Genomic DNA, 15,897 nt, shown 5'->3' on the forward strand with positions numbered 1-15,897 from the left:
ACCGGGCTCATTCGCTGCGGAGTGCGGTCATCGGGTCCGCTTGCGCCGCACGTCGAGCGGGCATATACGATGCCAGAAACGCAATTGCCAATACCATGAAGGCAACGGATACGAAGATCAGCGGATCGGCTGGGCTGACTCCATAAATCAAACTACGCATCACCCGCCCCAGGCCCAGGGACATCAATACTCCAAGCACTGTTCCGAATATCGCCAGCCGCGCCCCTTGAGCCAGGACCAGCCTTAGCAAATCGAAACGGCGTGCCCCGAGCGCCAGGCGAAGGCCGAACTCCGAAGTCCGCTGGCTCACCGCGTACGCGATCACGCCATACGTGCCGATGGCCGCTAATAAAATCGCGAGCGCTGCAAAAAGCCCGACCAGAATAAATGCGACCCGCGGCGTCGCCACAGACTGCTGTACGATCTCGTTCATCATCTCCGGATGAGATACTGCCAATCCTGGATTCAGCCGATGAATCTCATTGCGCATTGCATCCATGGTTGTTTGCGGATTGCCCGAGGAACGCACTACCAACGACATATTGTGAAATTGAGCCTGCAAATGCGGCCACCAGAACCCGGGAGCCGCCTCAGCGCTGTTCGGTTTGTCCTTGACGTCCGCGACCACGCCGACGATCATCAGCCAATCCTTTTCTGCAGGCTTGTCCTCGAAGGTGATGCGCTTGCCCACTACATTTTCGTGCGGCCAATACTTCTCAGCCATCGCCTGGTTCACAAGGACAACAGCAGGAGCGCCATCCTTATCGGCGTCCGTAAAGAACCTGCCGCTCACCAGCGGTGTTCCCAAAGCGCGAAAGTAGTCCGGCGTTGCTGCGTGATAGCGTCCGTGAAAAAACTCTTTCGGAGGAGGCTGTTTCCCCTCGATATTGAAACTGGTGTTCTCATCCCAGCCCGTCCAGGGCAGATCGCTTCCTGCGCCCACCGCCTCCACTTCCGGCATCGATTGGAGATCCGACGTCAACTGGCTGAAGAATCGCTCCACCGACGTTTTGTCCCGATACTCGGCGTGCGGCAATGAAAGGCTCGCGGTTAACACATGGTCTTGCCGGAAGCCGGGGTCGAGATGCAGCAGGTTCAGTAGACTGCGCAGCATCAATCCGGCCCCGATCAGCAGCACGCAGGCCAGCGTCACCTCCGAAATGACCAGTGCATTGCGCAGCCGGCTCTGTCGGCCGCTTGCTGTCGCCGAACGGCCGCCTTCATGCAACCCGTTCTTCGGATCGGTTTGCGATGCCTGAATCGCCGGAACCAGCCCGAACAGAATCCCCGTGCTCAGGCTGATCAGCATCGTGAAAGCAAACACCGGTACGCTGAGATGAATATCGTGTACGCGCGGAAAATCATTCGGCAACAAAGAGACCATCGCCCGTACGCCTCCCGCTGCCAGCACCAGACCCAGCACGCCTCCGGTAAGAGCGATCATCAGACTCTCCGTCAACAGTTGCCGGATAAGCCGCGAACGCGGCGCACCGAGCGCCAGCCGCACAGCGAGCTCCCGTTGACGGCTGGCAGCGCGCGCCAAAAGCAGATTGGCTGCATTCGCGCAGGCAATCAGCAACACCATGCCAACAGCACCGAGCAGCACGAGCAACATTTGCCGGCTCGCCCCCACAATCTCCTGCTCCAGAGGAACCGCCAGCACCTGCCAGTTGGAGTCGCCATGGTCACGCGCCATCTGCGCCATGATCGCGCTCAGCTCCGCCTTTGCCTGAGCGGCAGTCACGCCGTCTTTTAATCGGCCGATACCTTCGAGAAAGTGCGAACCGCGATTCGACGGGTCACCCTGAAACCAGAAGGGAGTCCATGCATCCACGCTCTCTCCATACGCAACCGGCTGGCGTTCGTTGCCCGGGTGCTCGGTGCCGGATGGCATGACTCCGATCACCGTGAAGGGCATGGCATTCAGAGTCAGCTTGCGTCCGAGAATTGCTGGATCGGCTCCAAATCGCGTCCTCCAAAGCCGGTCGCTGATAATCACCTGCCGTCCACTGTTCGGAACTTCGTTGCGCTCAGTGAACTCATGCCCCAGCTCTGGATGGAGACCTAGTACCTGGAAATATCCAGCCGTGATATCGAATCCATGCAACTGTTCGGGCTGTCCCGAGCCTCCTGAAAGCTGCAGGTCGTCGCGCGTGAAGCCAGCCAGCCCGGCAAAGGATCGGCTGCGCGAGCGAAAATCGCGAAAGTCAAAAGGATTCAGGGGAAACCGCGGATACATCGGCTCCGACATGAACAGGCGCACAATGCGATCCGGCTGCTCGAAAGGAAGCGAACGGATCAGCACACTCTCGACTACGCTAAAGATCGCGCTATTAGCCCCGATGCTCAACGCCAGCGTCAAGATCATCACCAGGGCAAACGTGGGATTCGCCCACAGCTGCCGCAGCGCATAACGCGCATCCTGTATTGACTGCTCGATGAAAATGGTGCCGCGCGCATCGCGGCAATCTTCCTTCACTTGGTCATGGCCGCCTATCGACAGGCGCGCACGCCGCCTCGCCTCCTGCTCCGTCATGCCCGCCCTCCGATGCTTCTCGATCTCCCGCTCGAAATGAAACTGCAGTTCATCTTCAAGTTCCGCTTCCATTGCATCGCGACGGAAAAGGGCACGCAGCCGATAAAGCAAATCGTTGAGCATCGCAGCCTCACACGCTCTCGAGCACCTGGGCAACCGCAGCGGCAAGCTTGCGCCAAGTATCCGTCTCTACCTCGAGCTGCCTGGTCCCGCTGCGCGTCAGTTCGTAATACTTCGCACGCCGATTGTTATCAGAGATTCCCCATTGCGCCTTGATCCAACCACGCCGCTCCAACCGGTGCAACGCTGGATACAACGAGCCCTGTTGAATCTGCAAAACATCGCTCGAAACCTGCTGCACACGCTCGGAAATCGCCCAGCCATGCTGTGGCCCCATCGATAGCGTTCGCAATATCAGGAGGTCTAAAGTTCCCTGCGGAAGATCAATTCGATCGGTCATTCTCAAACCCTTCCACTTCTACAGGAACGCTACAACCTTACCTGTAGAAGTGCAAGGGGAAAGTTTGCGTTCATCCTTGAGATCAGGGCGGCTACTCGCCGGGGCATACTGCCACAACGTCATCGTCCCGAGATGGTGACGCTCGAGCGAGACACACGCCCGAGCGTATCTGTTCTTTACTTTCCTACGAAGACCTGGTGAAGTCCGGCTTCGCCGGCGAACATACCGAGTCAAACCACCGGCTGATGTACACCTGAGCGTGGGCTTCTCCGCAATAGTGGCGCGCGCCCTCAGCGTTGGCGGTTTCTGAGTCCCACTTGAGAACGGTGAGTGCTCTATCGCCGCATTGAATCACGTACCAGTGGGTGGGATTGCTGGCCACTGTTCCGCAGACTTCACATCGAAACTCTTGAATAGATGCCATAAATTCCTTATCGCGTCTGTTTGCCCGGCTTTGACGGGCGCTTACACTTTCTATCAGATTTTCGCGCGCGCGAACACTCGCCCACGCTGCAGAACAGCCTTGTTCCATGAGCACGCGGAGACTATGCGGTAAACGAACGTCCCAGACCCAGCGCAGCCAAGCCCTTGCGGTACGCGATAGAGCTTCGATCCGCGGGAAAATGGGCTTCCGCGTGGAGATCGAGAGGCAGGTCTTCCGGGTATTGTTGCTCGACAATCGCCTGGTCCTCAGCAAAGACCTGATGATTGAATTCCAGCGTTGCCTGAAGCGGGGCGTCTTTATCGAAGTTTCGGCATATCGGAACAAAGAGCCTTGTTTTTCGCGCCGACACGGGCGAAGCGGCATTGAGGATGTGAAGCTGGCCGTTGGGAAAGAAGACGGTCAGTTTTGCCGTGAATGGCAGATAGGTCTCAAAACGCCGCCGCCAGAGAAAGCCCGGCGGATTGAGATGCTTGAAATCCTTCGAGTAATTGCTGACGGAGCTGATGTAGTCGGCGACAAATCCATTGGCCGTTTTCGTCACGGCGTAGTCGGGGACTTCCGGATTATCGAGTTCGCCAAAGGTCTCCACGTGCACAAATGCAAAGTGGCTCACGTCGAGGAAGCCTTCGACCTGTCTGCCTGCTGCGGCATTCATGGCAACGCTGTTGGGCAGCACCTGGATGTAATCGGGATCGGACCACTCGCTCATCTCCGGCAGTCTTGCCTCGTCGTTCGCAATGAGCTGCACCCAGACCAGACCGAACGCTTCCTGCGCGCGAAACATATGCAAATGGAGGCGCGGAGAAATGGCTCCCTTGGGATGCGCCGGGATGCACGTGCACTGGCCGGAAGCGTTATACCGCAGGCCATGATACTTGCATATAATCTCGTCTTTCTCGACGCTGCCCAGGCTTAATGGAGCGCCACGGTGAAAGCAGATGTCCTTTGCGGCGACGATCTTTCCATCACTCAAGCGATAGAGGACCACGCGTTCATCCAGCAGCCGAGCGGCGTAAGGTTTGTCGCTGACCTCATGCGAGAACGCGACCGGATACCAGTGCGGAGCGAGCGCATGCCAATCCGATACGGAAAAAGTACAGTCACGCGGAAGTGACTCACGGGATGACCGAACGTCGGTGGGAAGAATCGTGGGAATCGTTGCCATAGATCATTATGGGTGCAAGCCTCTCGCTGCAGCAATCGACGCATGGACGGCCGCTTCAGCCAGTTTCAGGTCACGGAATTATATGATTTCAATTGAAAGAGATACGCATGATTCTCCGGCACCTTGAATTCCTTACAGCATTGGCGAGAGAAAGACATTTCGCGCGAGCCGCGGCCTCCTGCCACGTAACGCAATCGACGCTCTCCGCGGGGATCAAGCAAATGGAGGAGAGCCTCGGCGTTCTACTGGTCGAACGCGGGCAGCGCTTCCTGGGGCTCACTCCAGAGGGCGAAAAAGTTCTTGAGTGGGCCAAGCACGTCATCGTCGACTATGAAGGGCTGCAGCAGAGTCTTTCAGAGATGCGACGGGGCTTGACCGGATATTTGAAGATTGGCGCGATTCCCGTCACCCTGCCGGTGATTTCTCTACTCACAACACCGTTCGCCAAACTCCATCCTCACACTCACATTGTGATTCGCAGCCTGACCTCGATTGAGATTCAGAGGGGCATCGACGAACTCACACTGGACATCGGAGTGACTTATCTCGATAACGAGCCACTGGCCAGGGTTCGTAGGCTCCAGCTATATCCCGAGCATTATGTTTTTCTGACCCGTAAAAGTCCAGGTGTCGAAGAGCGGAAGACGATTCCGTGGGCAGAAGCAGCGAACTATCCCCTCTGCCTCCTGACCTCCGACATGCAGAATCGCAGGATCATCGACATGCATTTCCGCGGAGCGGGAGCCACAGTCAATGCGGCCATCGAAACGAATTCTCTAATCACGCTGTGGTCACATTTGAAATTCGGCCAGTGGTCGACCGTGGTGCCGAACTCGTTTCTCTCTCTGATTGGTAACGTGGATGGACTTGTTGCGCTCGCACTGGTCGAACCGGATGCCGCGCACGTAGTTGGCCTCGTGGCATCCGATCGTGATCCCTTGCCTCCGGTCGCGCGGGCGTTTCTTGACCTGGCCAAACAAGTAAATCTCAACGAAGAAATGAAGCGATGACTTGCGCAGCTCTATCCATGATTCACGCATTCGCAATGATGATCGATATCTTCGATTGCCCCATTGAAGTCCTTTGTTTGACCGTCGTTCTTTCACTTTGAGAGCGTTGTTTCCGTAAGTGGAGGAAACAATGGCAAAGATACTTTGTGTGCTGTACGACGACCCTGTTACCGGCTACCCCAAGAGTTACGCTCGCAACGACATTCCCAAAATCGATCACTATCCAGGCGGTCAGACAGCTCCGACACCGAAGGCAATTGACTTCAAGCCCGGCGAGTTGCTCGGCAGCGTTTCCGGTGAACTCGGCCTGCGCAAGTATCTTGAGGGCCTCGGCCACACCTTCGTTGTCACGTCGGATAAGGAAGGCGCTGACTCGGTATTCGATCGCGAGCTGCCCGATACGGATATCGTCATCTCGCAGCCGTTCTGGCCGGCCTACTTGACGCCGGAGCGCATCGCGAAGGCGAAGAAACTGAAGCTGGCAATCACGGCCGGCATCGGCTCCGACCACGTGAACCTGGAAGCCGCCATCAAGCACGGCATCACCGTTGCCGAGGTCACATTCTCCAACAGCATCAGCGTGTCGGAGCATGTGCTCATGATGATCCTCTCGCTGGTGCGCAATTATCTGCCGTCCCACGAGTGGGTGCTCAAAGGCGGCTGGAACATCGCGGATTGTGTCGAGCGCTCCTATGATCTCGAAGGCATGCATGTGGGAACCGTTGCCGCGGGCCGCATCGGACTTGCAGTGTTGAAGCGCCTGAAGCCCTTCGATGTAAAACTGCACTACTTCGATCAACACCGTCTGCCTGAGGCCGTAGAGAAGGAACTCGGTCTCACCCACCACACGAGCGTCGAGGACATGGTCAAGGTCTGCGACGTGGTAACGATCAACGCACCGCTGCATCCTGGCACGCTCGACCTCTTCAACGAGGAGCTGATTGGCAAGATGAAGCGCGGCGCTTATCTCGTCAACACCGCTCGCGGCCTGATCTGCAATCGTGAAGCAATCGTTCGCGCACTGGAGAGCGGTCAACTTGCCGGATACGCCGGCGATGTGTGGTATCCGCAGCCCGCTCCGCAGAATCACCCGTGGCGGACGATGCCTCACCATGGCATGACCCCGCATATCTCCGGCACATCGCTTTCGGCTCAGACGCGCTACGCTGCCGGCACACGGGAAATCCTGGAGTGCTTCTTCGAGAATCGTCCTATCCGCGAGGAGTACCTGATCGTGGACGGAGGTAAGCTCGCTGGAGCCGGGGCGCATTCCTATACCGTGAAGAAGTAAAGCACCACTCAACCGAATCATGACGGGCGAAGCCAACCTTCGCCCGTCAATTCATTTAGGAGAAATCGATGACGCGCGAAGAACTCACCGCAAAGATACTGGATGCGAAGCGAAAGAAGGGTCTTTCATGGAAACAGATTGCAGAAGCTGTCGGACCGGGATCGCCGATCCTCTATACGGCCGCGCTGCTCGGGCAGATGACACTGACGAAGGAAGAAGCCGGCAAGCTGGCAAAGTTCCTGGAATTGGATGAGTCAGAGGTCGCGCTGCTTGCTGAGCCGCCCTACAGGGGTTCCCTGCCCGCCGTTCCGCCAACCGATCCGTTGATCTATCGCTTCCATGAACTCGTACAGACCTACGGCACCACATGGAAGGCTCTGATCGAGGAAGAGTTCGGCGACGGCATCATGAGCGCAATCGATTTCGATATGGAGATCAGCCGCGAACAGAATCCCAAAGGCGACCGGGTACGCATCACCATGTCCGGAAAGTTCCTGCCCTACAAGCGTTACTGAGCAACTCTGCGCGGTGTGCTTTGATAGAGATGTGAGCATACCGAGACCGGAAGTTCGGGGAGTGGAGTTGGATGCAGAGACACGTTGCGTCCACTATCATTCAGCGCTCGACATCCTTGCGATCAGAATGCGCTGCTGCGGCGTCTACTACGCCTGCAAGGATTGCCACGAAGTCCTCGCCGATCACGCTATCCAGGTATGGCTCCGCTCCGAGTGGAACGTTCGCGCGGTTCTTTGCGGGGCGTGCGGTCATGAACTGACGATTCGCGAATACGTGGATAGCGGGTCGCAGTGTCCGCAATGCGCAGCCGGATTCAACCCCGGCTGCAGGAATCATTACCACTTCTACTTTGCAACAGAAGACGCCAGCTGAGACCGCTCGATAAAGCCGCCTACGATATCTGCACACTCTTCCAGGAATTCACGATCGGCCGAAGAGAAGGCCGCCAGGTCGTGGCTGTCGATGTCGATCTCGCCAACGACAACGCCGTTGGCTCGCACTGGAACAACGATCTCGGATTTGGTCTCCAGTGAGCAGGCAAGGTAGCGCGGATCGGCGTTGACGTCATCGACGATAACAGTGTCATTCTGCGCGACAGCTGCTCCGCAGATGCCCTCGTGTACAGGGATACGAACGTGCTCGGTGGGCGCTCCGCGAAATGGTCCGAGAACGAGCGTCTCCGGATCATTGGGATCGAGCATGTAAAAGCCTGTCCAATTGTAGTAAGACAAGCGGGCCGGAATGATCTCGACGATGAACTTCTGCAGCGCTTCGAGATCGTTCGCGTGGGAGGCGAACGATCTCACTTCAGAGACAATCTGGACGAAGGCATTTTCGGGCATGCTTCTATTGTGCGCCCTTCAAGGCATCGGCCAATTTCACGAATTTGAGTGCGACAGAATTCATGCAGTAGCGGAGGCCGGTTGGTCTTGGGCCGTCATCGAAGACGTGACCAAGGTGGGCATCGCATCGCCTGCACCGAACCTCGGTACGTTCCATCCCTATAGAGAGATCCGTGTTTTCACGGACATTTTCTTTGGCGATGGCTTGCCAGAAGCTCGGCCATCCCGTGCCCGATTCGAACTTCGTGTCGGAATTGAAAAGCAGCGTGTCGCAGCAGATGCAGTGATACAGCCCCTTGTCGTGCAAGTTCCAGTATTCGCCAGAGTATGGTCTCTCCGTGCCGGCACGCCGTGTGACCTGATAGGCAGCCGGTGAGAGCTGCTGTTCCCACTCTGCATCCGTCTTGATAATCACAGGAACCGTGACTGCATCTTTTCGTTGTCCGGAGGCGGAGAACTCGACGATCTTCACTTCTTTTGGAAGCTCGGGTCTCGCCTGTACTATCTCGGTTCCATGCCGAAGCTTGAGAGCGAACGCAACTGCGGCTGCTCCTCCAGCGATCAGGAACAGCCGCCGGTTCGTCCCATTCTTGTTGTCATCCTGTTTCTGAATCATTGTGTCCTCACTTATCCGAAGGTAAATGAAAACGCCTGTACTCCCGGATCTTCAAACTCGATCGCAAACGTATGGTCTGTGATGGAGCCCTTTTGTCTTACCAATTGATATAAACGGTGATCTTTCACCACACCATTTCCCTGCGCATCCGTATCGTCCCCGTGGTTTTCTCCTGGAGCCTGTCCGTCGATTGTCACTCGGAAGCGGATGGGCTTGCCGTCAGCACTCGGACCCAGTACCAGATGCAGATCACGGGCATGGAAGCGGAAGAGGATCTTTCCTCCGGGAGATCGAAGCACAGCTACTTGCCCATGATCGAGCCAGTCGCCGGTCAACCCCCAATCGTTTAGCTGAAGATGACTCGGCGCAATATAGAGCTGCTCCGCATCGCGCTTGATGCCGCCTGGAGATACAAAATGCTGGGCGCGCGAGTAGCCAATGTAGGTTTCAGGAGACCGGACATCGCTCATGTCCGCGGCGGCCTGGGCTCCCTGCCCATGCACACTCACCAGGCTCGCCGGCATCTGCTTGGCGTTTGCTTCTTTCAGAAGCTCCTGTATCCATCGCTCGGATTGGTCATATTCGCCTTCTCCGAAATGTTCGTAGCGAACCTTGCCCTTGGCATCGATGAAGTAGTGGGCAGGCCAATATTGATTGTGAAACGCATTCCAGATCGCGTAGTTGTTATCCAGTGCGACTGGATACGTGATGCCAAACTTCTGCACCGCTTTCTGGACATTCGGCAATTGCTTTTCAACGTCGAACTCAGGCGTGTGAACTCCGATTACCACCAGCCCGCTGTCCTTGTACTTATCCGCCCACGCGCGGATGTAAGGGATTGCGCGAATGCAATTGATGCAGGAATAGTCCCAGAAATCGACGAGGACAACCTTGCCCTTGAGTTCCTTCGCCGTCAGCGGCTTGGAGTTGATCCAATCTGTGGCGCCCGCGAGCCCAGGCAGCGGAGAGCTCCCGACGATGCTCGGCGGCTCCTGCGCTTCGGAGAGAGAAGAACCGAGCGCCAGGCTGATCAGAACCGCAGCAACGGCCATGACTACGGACGATCTCATAAACCTTACGCGGGAAGGAATCGGCATCTGGCGTTCTGCCCCTCCATTGGGCACACTCTCTATAATGAGCCAAGTCCACATGGCAGACCACACTCGTATAGTAGATAGCTCAGAAGAGCGAAAGGTTACAGAGCTTCGCATCGCACAGGAGAAAGCGAAGCAGCTCTTTGACCAGGTCGAAACGCGCGGCTTGATCCGCTCTGGTATCGCGGAAAGCCAGCTAAACCGGGAGGTTTACGATCTCGCGAAGGAGATGTACGGCATCTCGACGTACTGGCACAAGCGAATGGTTCGCGCCGGAGCCAATACGCTGCTGCCCTACGACGACAATCCGCCAGATCACGTCATCAGAGCAGATGAGATTCTCTTTCTGGACCTCGGCCCTGTCTTCGAAGAGTATGAGGCGGATTTTGGCCGAACTTTTGTGATCGGATCAGATCCTGCCAAGCTGAAGATGCGCGACGACGTCGCCAAGGCGTTTGCGGATGGGAAACGCTACTTCTGGCAACACCCGGACATTACCGCGAGCCAGCTCTATGAGCATGCCGTCTCCCTCGCAGAAAAATACGGCTGGGAGTTTGGCGGACCGATCGCCGGACATCTAATAGGCCACTTTCCTCACGAGCGAATTGCAGAGGATAAAGTGACCCTCTACGTCCACCCGAAGAGCAACCTGCGCATGCGTTCGACCAGCGAGAGCGGCCAGCGAAGGCACTGGATCCTGGAGATTCATTTCATCGACCGCGAGCGCCAGATCGGAGGCTTTTTTGAAGAGCTGCTGACTGTAGACTGAAAATGTACTAATTCTGATGTTTTATTTGGCGTTTCTGAGGGGATTCGGTCCAGCGTTACCGCGTTTGCCGAACTTGAGTTCTATGGGCCGGTGCACAATCTGGGCCAACCCATAGAAGGGAGCCGGACTTATCGCCCGAAGTGGAAGTAGGCACCAGCGCCGAGCCGCAGATCGTTTTGCGTATCGTTGCCGCTGTTGGGGAGTGTGGAGCGAACGTAGTCTGCTTCAATAGCACGAATGCCAAAGGTGTGCGTCATCCTGAGGTTCACACCTCCACCGAACTGCATGGCGAAGGAACTGGCTGCACCCTGCACGCCGGAAGAAGAAGGAAAGACGCCGTTGAAGCCGTGCACGCCTCCAAAGAGGGCTTCACCAAAGAACGACAGCTCGCGGCTGGCGCCCAGGTGATGCTTCGACCAACTGCCGGGGCTGAAAGTATAACGAGGGCCCGCGGCAAACATTACCTTGTCCAGAGCCACTCCGCTTGCGATGTCAGCCGAATGATCACCGGATAAATCTCCAGCCACCCCCAGGCCGTGGAAGAAGTTAAAAGCGAAGTTTCCGCTTCCACCCTGCAGCCAGAAACAGCCGCAGTCAGTGTTCACGATCTTGGCTCTTTCGGCTACATACGTGATGGCTAGATCGATATCTGCCGGATGACTGGATACCGGTTGCTGTTGCTGGGCCTGTGCGAACAGGCCCATGGAGAATGCTCCGCTCAGGAGCAGCATGTTTCTGAAAAACCTGACTGACATTTGCGCTCCTTATTGGACATTCAGCGTTACGGAAGTGGAATGAGACAGGTTGCCGGAGGTCGCCGTAATCACTACGGTGTAGCTCTGGTTTGCCTGTCCCAGGAAGCCGGAGTTATTCGAGCCGCAGCCCGAGATTCCAGCCATGGCCGCTGCGCCGCCCACCAGGATCATCAGCAGGAAGCTCAGCCGCTGCAGCTTTTTGCCATTGCGCCGCAGGCTTCCCGCGAAGGGCAGGAATATGAGCGCCAGGACCGGTGCACCCAGCCGCAGATCACGGCCAAGCGAAGCGCTCTGCGGCGCGGTCTGAATGGTCAGAGTCACAGAGGTCAATGCCGAGCCGGCAGGGAGCGTCTGCGGGGTAAGAGTTGCGGTCGCTCCGGGAGGCAGTCCGCTCACCGACAACGTAACCGGCGCCGGAAAGACAGTGCCAGCGGTGGGACCAAATGAGAGCTGGAAGGTAGCTGTTCCCCCAGGTTCGACGGTCGCCGAGGGGGTAGAGCCAGAACCGGACGATGTTCCCCCTTGGGTTGACAGGGTGAAGTCCTGGACAACCTCGGTGACGATCGGGCTGGTATTGGCGGCGAAGTTGCTGTCGCCGGAGTAGGACGCGGTTATGGGCTGGCTGCCGGTGGCGAGAGCCGTCGTCGTGAACGAAGCCTGCCCCTGCGAGAGAGCGACCGTGCCCAGAAGCGTGGTGCCATCGTAGAAGCCGATGGCGCCGGTCGGCGTACCGGCCGTCGAGGCTTCTGTCGCCGTAAAGGTTACGGATGCCGTAGCCAGAATCGGGTTGGCGGATGCGGTGAGCGACGTATTCGCGGAGGCCATCGAGACAGCCAGCGAAGCCGTTGCGGACGTAGTGGAGTAGGTAGTGGTATCGGTTGGAGTGAAGGTTGCGGTCAAGGTGTACATGCCCGCAACCAGCACCGTCGAAGCGTTCACCGCGACGGCCGAGCCCCCGGCGAGGGTTGCCGTGTAGGTGAAGGTGCCCGGGACCGCTGTGCCGTTATTACTCGCAGTGGCATTGAGCAATGCGGCCAGGTTCGTGCCAAAGGTAATGGAAGCACCGGAGGCGCTCCAGGTGATGGTGGGAGTGATCTGGGCTACGTGGACCGTCACGGTTGCCGTGCCGGAGGCGTAGTTGGCGTCCCCGGAGTAGGTCAGCGTGATGGTGTAGGTTCCCGAAGCCAGTGTGCTCGCGAGAGGCACGGAGGCTGTTGCGTTACCGGCGCCCGCGGTCAGGATCGCTGTTCCCGAACCAACCACGGTGTTGGAAGAGTTTGTGATGGTATAGCTGACGCTTCCGCTAGGAACGCTGGGGGCTGACGTGTTGGCTCCCGTCACCGTGATGGCGACAGAACCGGCGTGGCCCGGAGTGAGAGTGACGGCAGAAGAAGGACCGGCCACCGTAACCGAAGCCTGGCTCACGGTGATGCTGGCAGTGCCGTTACTTGCAAGGAAGGTGCTGCTCACTCCGTCGTAGGTCGCAGTGATGATGTGCGCACCCGGAGTGCTGAGCACAACGTTCGACAGCACGGCCTTGCCCGTCGCATCGAGAGTGACGGCAGCACCGTTATTCAGCTGGGTAACGGTCGAGCCGACCATATCGGTGAAGGTCACCGAGCCGGTGGGCTTGGTGGCGCTCTGCCCGGTCGTAGTATCCGCGACCAGAGCGGTAAGGGTTAACGGCAGCCCGTAGCTGGCCGTGTTAGGCGAGATCGAGAGAGTGGTCGAGGTGGTGTCGCCGGCATTAATGCCGGTTCCGCTTACTGCGATCTGCTGCGTCGAGCTGGCCACGTTGAGGGTGTTATCGGTGACAGTGACAGTTTCGCTCAAGCTGCCTGCTGTCAGCGGCGTGAACTTGATTGCCACATCGCAGTCGGTTCCGGCGGAGAGCGACGTGCCGGAAATGCAGGGGTTCGGGTCTCCCATATTTTCGGAGAAATCGGCCGGAAAGACCGAATTGGCAGAGAAGACCAGCGGCTGGTCACCCAGGTTGGTCACCGTCGCCGTCTTGGGGCTGTCCGAGCTGGTGCTCCGGGTGTTCGTGTCAGCGAAGGTCAGCGCCGCCTGGCCAACATTGATCTTGACCAGGCGACCGTTGTTCCAGTCACCAACCAGGATGTTGCCGTTGGAATCGGGCGTGATGCCGAAGATGGTGGGACCGATGGTGACGCCAGAGAACGCCATCACGGAAACAGCTCCGGAGGTCGTTGTCTGGATGATGCGCTCATTGCCGGAATCCATGACGTAGACGTTGCCGCTAGGGTCAACTGCGACGCCCTGCGGATCGTTGAGGGTGAGGGAAGGCAGATTCAGGAGAGTTGCGTTGCCCAGAGGGTCAACTTTCACGATCTGGTTGTTGTTGCGGTCTGCGATGTAGACATTGCCGATTGCATCCACGGCCGTGCCGGTGATGTCGATCGAGCTGAAGGTGAAGCTGCCGGTCGAGAGCACCGTGCCCTGTCCATAGGGATTGACCTCGACGATGCGACCATTGCCGTAGTCGGTAATATAGAGGTTTCCGGCCGCGTCAAAGGCCAGCGCGGTGGGAAAGCTGATGCCCGTGCTCAGACCGCTGATCGTGAACAGCGAAGCGGTTCCGTTAGTTGCTACCTCGATAATGCGGGCATTGCCGTAATCCGCGATGAAGAGATTCCCGGAGGCATCGACAGCGACACCGGTGGGCTGAGAAGGCGTGAAGCTGCCGGTGTTGACGATCGTTCCGGAACCTCCGCCGGCGGGAATAGCGAGGACCTTGTTGCTGCTATAGCTGGTGACGTAAATGTTTCCGGCTCCGTCTACCGCTTCCTGGAAGGGATCGGTAACCGTCGCGGTGCCGACACTCAAGACCGAGGCGACGCCAGGCGAAAGGGCTGCGATCGGTGCATCCGCGGAGCCGAAGATGGGAATGGTCAGCGAGCCCGGGGGGAAGTCGGTGGAGGTGTAGCTCAGGACCAGCGTGCCCCGGCGCAGGCCGGCAGCGGTCGGCGCGAAGGTGACATCGACGGTGCAATCGGTGTTGGTCGTGGCCGCGGCGCAGGTACTGTCGTTGGCGATGGTGAAGTCGAGATTCTGCGTGCCGGAGGTGTAAACGTTGATCGCGCTCAGCGTGGTGTCCGAGCTGACCGAGATGGGAATAGTGATGGAAGTTCCGGCAGAACCGAGCTGCACATGGCCAAAGTTCACGGAAGAGGTAAAGGTGTCGGAGGTATCGATGGTGTAGCTCTGGAAGGACTGCACGCGACCGGCATTCGATGTGCCGCCGTTATCGACCACGAAAATATTGCCCATGGCGTTCACGGCTAGGGCCAGCGGCGAGTTGAACACCGGGTACCCGGTCAGCAACTCTTCGGCATTCCCCTGCGAGTCGACAATGACAACGCGGCCTGGAGTGGGATGGCCGCCTTCGGTGGTGCTGGTATCGGCGATGTAGAGAATGCCGTTGTTGCCGATGTAAACGCCGCTGGGAGCATTAAGCGCAACGCCAGCCGCTGTGGTAACGGTCGCATTGATGCTGCCGCTCGAAAACGGCGAAGTGGCATTGATTTTCACCACCCGGCTGTTCCCGGTATCAGCGACATACAGGTTGCCCAATGGATCGACGGCAATGCCGCTCGGGCTGGCCAGCGAGCCGGTCAGATCGGCCGAGGCGTTGCTTCCGTCCGAAGGCACCTTCACGATCTGGTTGTTCCCGGTGTTCGAGATGTAGATGTTGCCCGAGATATCGATGGCGACACCCTGCGGAGCATTCAGCGTGATGGTCGGCGTCGCAATGACCGAGGCCGCGCCGCTGATCGAAACCTTGACGATGCGGGAATTGCCCGTGTCCGCGATATACAAGTTGCCGGCCGAGTCGATGGCCAGCCCCTTGGGCGCGTTCAACGCCGGGCTAAGTCCGGTGATCGAAAGAACGCTCGCGGTTACTCCATCGGGCGCAATTTTGATAATCTGGCTATCGGTGGTGTCGGCAACATAAACGTTCCCATAGAAATCAGTGACGATGCCGGCAGGAGTGCCCAGCGTTGAGCTTCCTGTTCCCAGCGTGCTGACTACGCCATTGGATTTGACGGTAAAGATAGCCCATACGGGCCGCGTTCCACCCAGCACAAGCAAGCAGGCCAACGCAAGACGAAGCGCTGACAGTCGCCGTGCAGAGAGCCGGTGGCGGAGGAGGTTAAGTGAGTTTTGCATGCGGATTAATCCTTTGGCAATGCGAGGTTGACTTGGCGGTTCGACACCAACATCTGCGAGTTGGGGCAGATGACGACAATCCAGTGCTATAGCCAAGGTGATAGTGCCCGAAGTAATCATCGTTGTTACTCAAGATTGTCGGCAATCTCCAGCAAGAGCTATTGCAAAGCGACACAAACTATGATCCTAAAGCTTAGGGCTTAGTAA

At 57.8% G+C, this 15,897-nt stretch carries 14 protein-coding genes; 5 read left to right on the forward strand and 9 right to left on the reverse strand.

Translation table 11 applies throughout. From position 1 onward, the window contains the following. Window positions 1-7: 7 nt before the first annotated feature. The 4 genes from XX99_RS13435 to XX99_RS13445 all read right to left on the reverse strand — a co-directional run bounded on the left by XX99_RS13435 (window position 8) and on the right by XX99_RS13445 (window position 4,606). A complete protein-coding gene (locus tag XX99_RS13435) occupies window positions 8-2,659 on the reverse strand; it encodes an ABC transporter permease (protein WP_050059882.1) in 2,652 nt (883 codons plus the stop codon). 7 nt (window positions 2,660-2,666) lie between these two features. Next, window positions 2,667-2,996, reverse strand: coding sequence for a PadR family transcriptional regulator (locus XX99_RS13440; RefSeq protein WP_050059883.1), 330 nt, complete (start codon window positions 2,994-2,996; stop codon window positions 2,667-2,669). Between the two features lie 184 nt (window positions 2,997-3,180). Then, window positions 3,181-3,420 carry a hypothetical protein gene (locus XX99_RS27265; RefSeq protein WP_156185970.1) on the reverse strand — a complete coding sequence of 80 codons (240 nt, stop codon included), beginning with the start codon at window positions 3,418-3,420 and terminating at the stop codon, window positions 3,181-3,183. 121 nt (window positions 3,421-3,541) lie between these two features. After that, window positions 3,542-4,606 (reverse strand): aromatic ring-hydroxylating oxygenase subunit alpha, encoded by a 1,065-nt coding sequence (locus XX99_RS13445; protein WP_050059884.1) that lies wholly within the window; start codon window positions 4,604-4,606, stop codon window positions 3,542-3,544. A gap of 107 nt (window positions 4,607-4,713) precedes the next feature. Between XX99_RS13445 and XX99_RS13450 the strand changes: the two genes are divergently transcribed. The 4 genes from XX99_RS13450 to XX99_RS26745 all read left to right on the forward strand — a co-directional run bounded on the left by XX99_RS13450 (window position 4,714) and on the right by XX99_RS26745 (window position 7,795). After that, window positions 4,714-5,616: a LysR family transcriptional regulator gene (locus tag XX99_RS13450; protein WP_050059885.1), complete on the forward strand. Its 903-nt coding sequence runs from the start codon at window positions 4,714-4,716 to the stop codon at window positions 5,614-5,616. A 130-nt stretch (window positions 5,617-5,746) separates the two neighbouring features. Further along, window positions 5,747-6,907, forward strand: a complete 1,161-nt coding sequence (locus XX99_RS13455; protein WP_050059886.1) for an NAD-dependent formate dehydrogenase — start codon at window positions 5,747-5,749, stop codon at window positions 6,905-6,907. Window positions 6,908-6,975: 68 nt separating this feature from the next. Then, window positions 6,976-7,422: a cyanase gene (gene cynS, locus XX99_RS13460; protein WP_050059887.1), complete on the forward strand. Its 447-nt coding sequence runs from the start codon at window positions 6,976-6,978 to the stop codon at window positions 7,420-7,422. A gap of 127 nt (window positions 7,423-7,549) precedes the next feature. After that, on the forward strand, window positions 7,550-7,795 hold the full coding sequence (locus XX99_RS26745) for a CHY zinc finger protein (RefSeq protein ID WP_231581372.1): 246 nt from the start codon (window positions 7,550-7,552) through the stop codon (window positions 7,793-7,795). On the opposite strand, the gene XX99_RS13470 is transcribed toward XX99_RS26745, so the two are convergent. The 3 genes from XX99_RS13470 to XX99_RS13480 are packed head-to-tail and all read right to left on the reverse strand — an operon-like array spanning window position 7,768 to window position 9,933. After that, a complete protein-coding gene (locus tag XX99_RS13470; protein WP_050059889.1) occupies window positions 7,768-8,265 on the reverse strand; it encodes a GAF domain-containing protein in 498 nt (165 codons plus the stop codon). The genes XX99_RS26745 and XX99_RS13470 overlap by 28 nt on opposite strands. Window positions 8,266-8,269: 4 nt before the next feature. Next, window positions 8,270-8,881, reverse strand: a complete 612-nt coding sequence (gene msrB, locus XX99_RS13475) for a peptide-methionine (R)-S-oxide reductase MsrB (RefSeq protein WP_050059890.1) — start codon at window positions 8,879-8,881, stop codon at window positions 8,270-8,272. Between the two features lie 11 nt (window positions 8,882-8,892). Continuing rightward, window positions 8,893-9,933: a thioredoxin family protein gene (locus tag XX99_RS13480; protein WP_050059891.1), complete on the reverse strand. Its 1,041-nt coding sequence runs from the start codon at window positions 9,931-9,933 to the stop codon at window positions 8,893-8,895. 97 nt (window positions 9,934-10,030) lie between these two features. Between XX99_RS13480 and XX99_RS13485 the strand changes: the two genes are divergently transcribed. Continuing rightward, window positions 10,031-10,744 (forward strand): M24 family metallopeptidase, encoded by a 714-nt coding sequence (locus XX99_RS13485; protein WP_050059892.1) that lies wholly within the window; start codon window positions 10,031-10,033, stop codon window positions 10,742-10,744. 128 nt (window positions 10,745-10,872) lie between these two features. Here XX99_RS13485 and XX99_RS13490 read toward each other — a convergent pair whose 3' ends face one another. Further along, complete coding sequence (locus XX99_RS13490) at window positions 10,873-11,499, reverse strand: hypothetical protein (RefSeq protein WP_156185971.1); 627 nt, start codon at window positions 11,497-11,499, stop codon at window positions 10,873-10,875. 9 nt (window positions 11,500-11,508) lie between these two features. After that, on the reverse strand, window positions 11,509-15,690 hold the full coding sequence (locus tag XX99_RS13495) for an Ig-like domain repeat protein (protein ID WP_184085329.1): 4,182 nt from the start codon (window positions 15,688-15,690) through the stop codon (window positions 11,509-11,511). Between the last annotated feature and the right edge of the window lie 207 nt (window positions 15,691-15,897).

The sequence above is a fragment of the Silvibacterium bohemicum genome, assembly GCF_001006305.1.
Taxonomy (GTDB): Bacteria; Acidobacteriota; Terriglobia; order Terriglobales; family Acidobacteriaceae; genus Silvibacterium; species Silvibacterium bohemicum.

What these genes read in the sequence shown, in the direction of transcription:
- XX99_RS13435 (WP_050059882.1), bottom strand. Translation starts at nt 2,659, where the DNA reads ATGCTCAACGATTTGCTTTATCGGCTGCGTGCCCTTTTCCGTCGCGAT.
- XX99_RS13440 (WP_050059883.1), bottom strand. Translation starts at nt 2,996, where the DNA reads ATGACCGATCGAATTGATCTTCCGCAGGGAACTTTAGACCTCCTGATA.
- XX99_RS27265 (WP_156185970.1), bottom strand. Translation starts at nt 3,420, where the DNA reads ATGGCATCTATTCAAGAGTTTCGATGTGAAGTCTGCGGAACAGTGGCC.
- XX99_RS13445 (WP_050059884.1), bottom strand. Translation starts at nt 4,606, where the DNA reads ATGGCAACGATTCCCACGATTCTTCCCACCGACGTTCGGTCATCCCGT.
- XX99_RS13450 (WP_050059885.1), top strand. Translation starts at nt 4,714, where the DNA reads ATGATTCTCCGGCACCTTGAATTCCTTACAGCATTGGCGAGAGAAAGA.
- XX99_RS13455 (WP_050059886.1), top strand. Translation starts at nt 5,747, where the DNA reads ATGGCAAAGATACTTTGTGTGCTGTACGACGACCCTGTTACCGGCTAC.
- cynS (WP_050059887.1), top strand. Translation starts at nt 6,976, where the DNA reads ATGACGCGCGAAGAACTCACCGCAAAGATACTGGATGCGAAGCGAAAG.
- XX99_RS26745 (WP_231581372.1), top strand. Translation starts at nt 7,550, where the DNA reads ATGCGCTGCTGCGGCGTCTACTACGCCTGCAAGGATTGCCACGAAGTC.
- XX99_RS13470 (WP_050059889.1), bottom strand. Translation starts at nt 8,265, where the DNA reads ATGCCCGAAAATGCCTTCGTCCAGATTGTCTCTGAAGTGAGATCGTTC.
- msrB (WP_050059890.1), bottom strand. Translation starts at nt 8,881, where the DNA reads ATGATTCAGAAACAGGATGACAACAAGAATGGGACGAACCGGCGGCTG.
- XX99_RS13480 (WP_050059891.1), bottom strand. Translation starts at nt 9,933, where the DNA reads ATGGCCGTTGCTGCGGTTCTGATCAGCCTGGCGCTCGGTTCTTCTCTC.
- XX99_RS13485 (WP_050059892.1), top strand. Translation starts at nt 10,031, where the DNA reads ATGGCAGACCACACTCGTATAGTAGATAGCTCAGAAGAGCGAAAGGTT.
- XX99_RS13490 (WP_156185971.1), bottom strand. Translation starts at nt 11,499, where the DNA reads ATGTCAGTCAGGTTTTTCAGAAACATGCTGCTCCTGAGCGGAGCATTC.
- XX99_RS13495 (WP_184085329.1), bottom strand. Translation starts at nt 15,690, where the DNA reads ATGCAAAACTCACTTAACCTCCTCCGCCACCGGCTCTCTGCACGGCGA.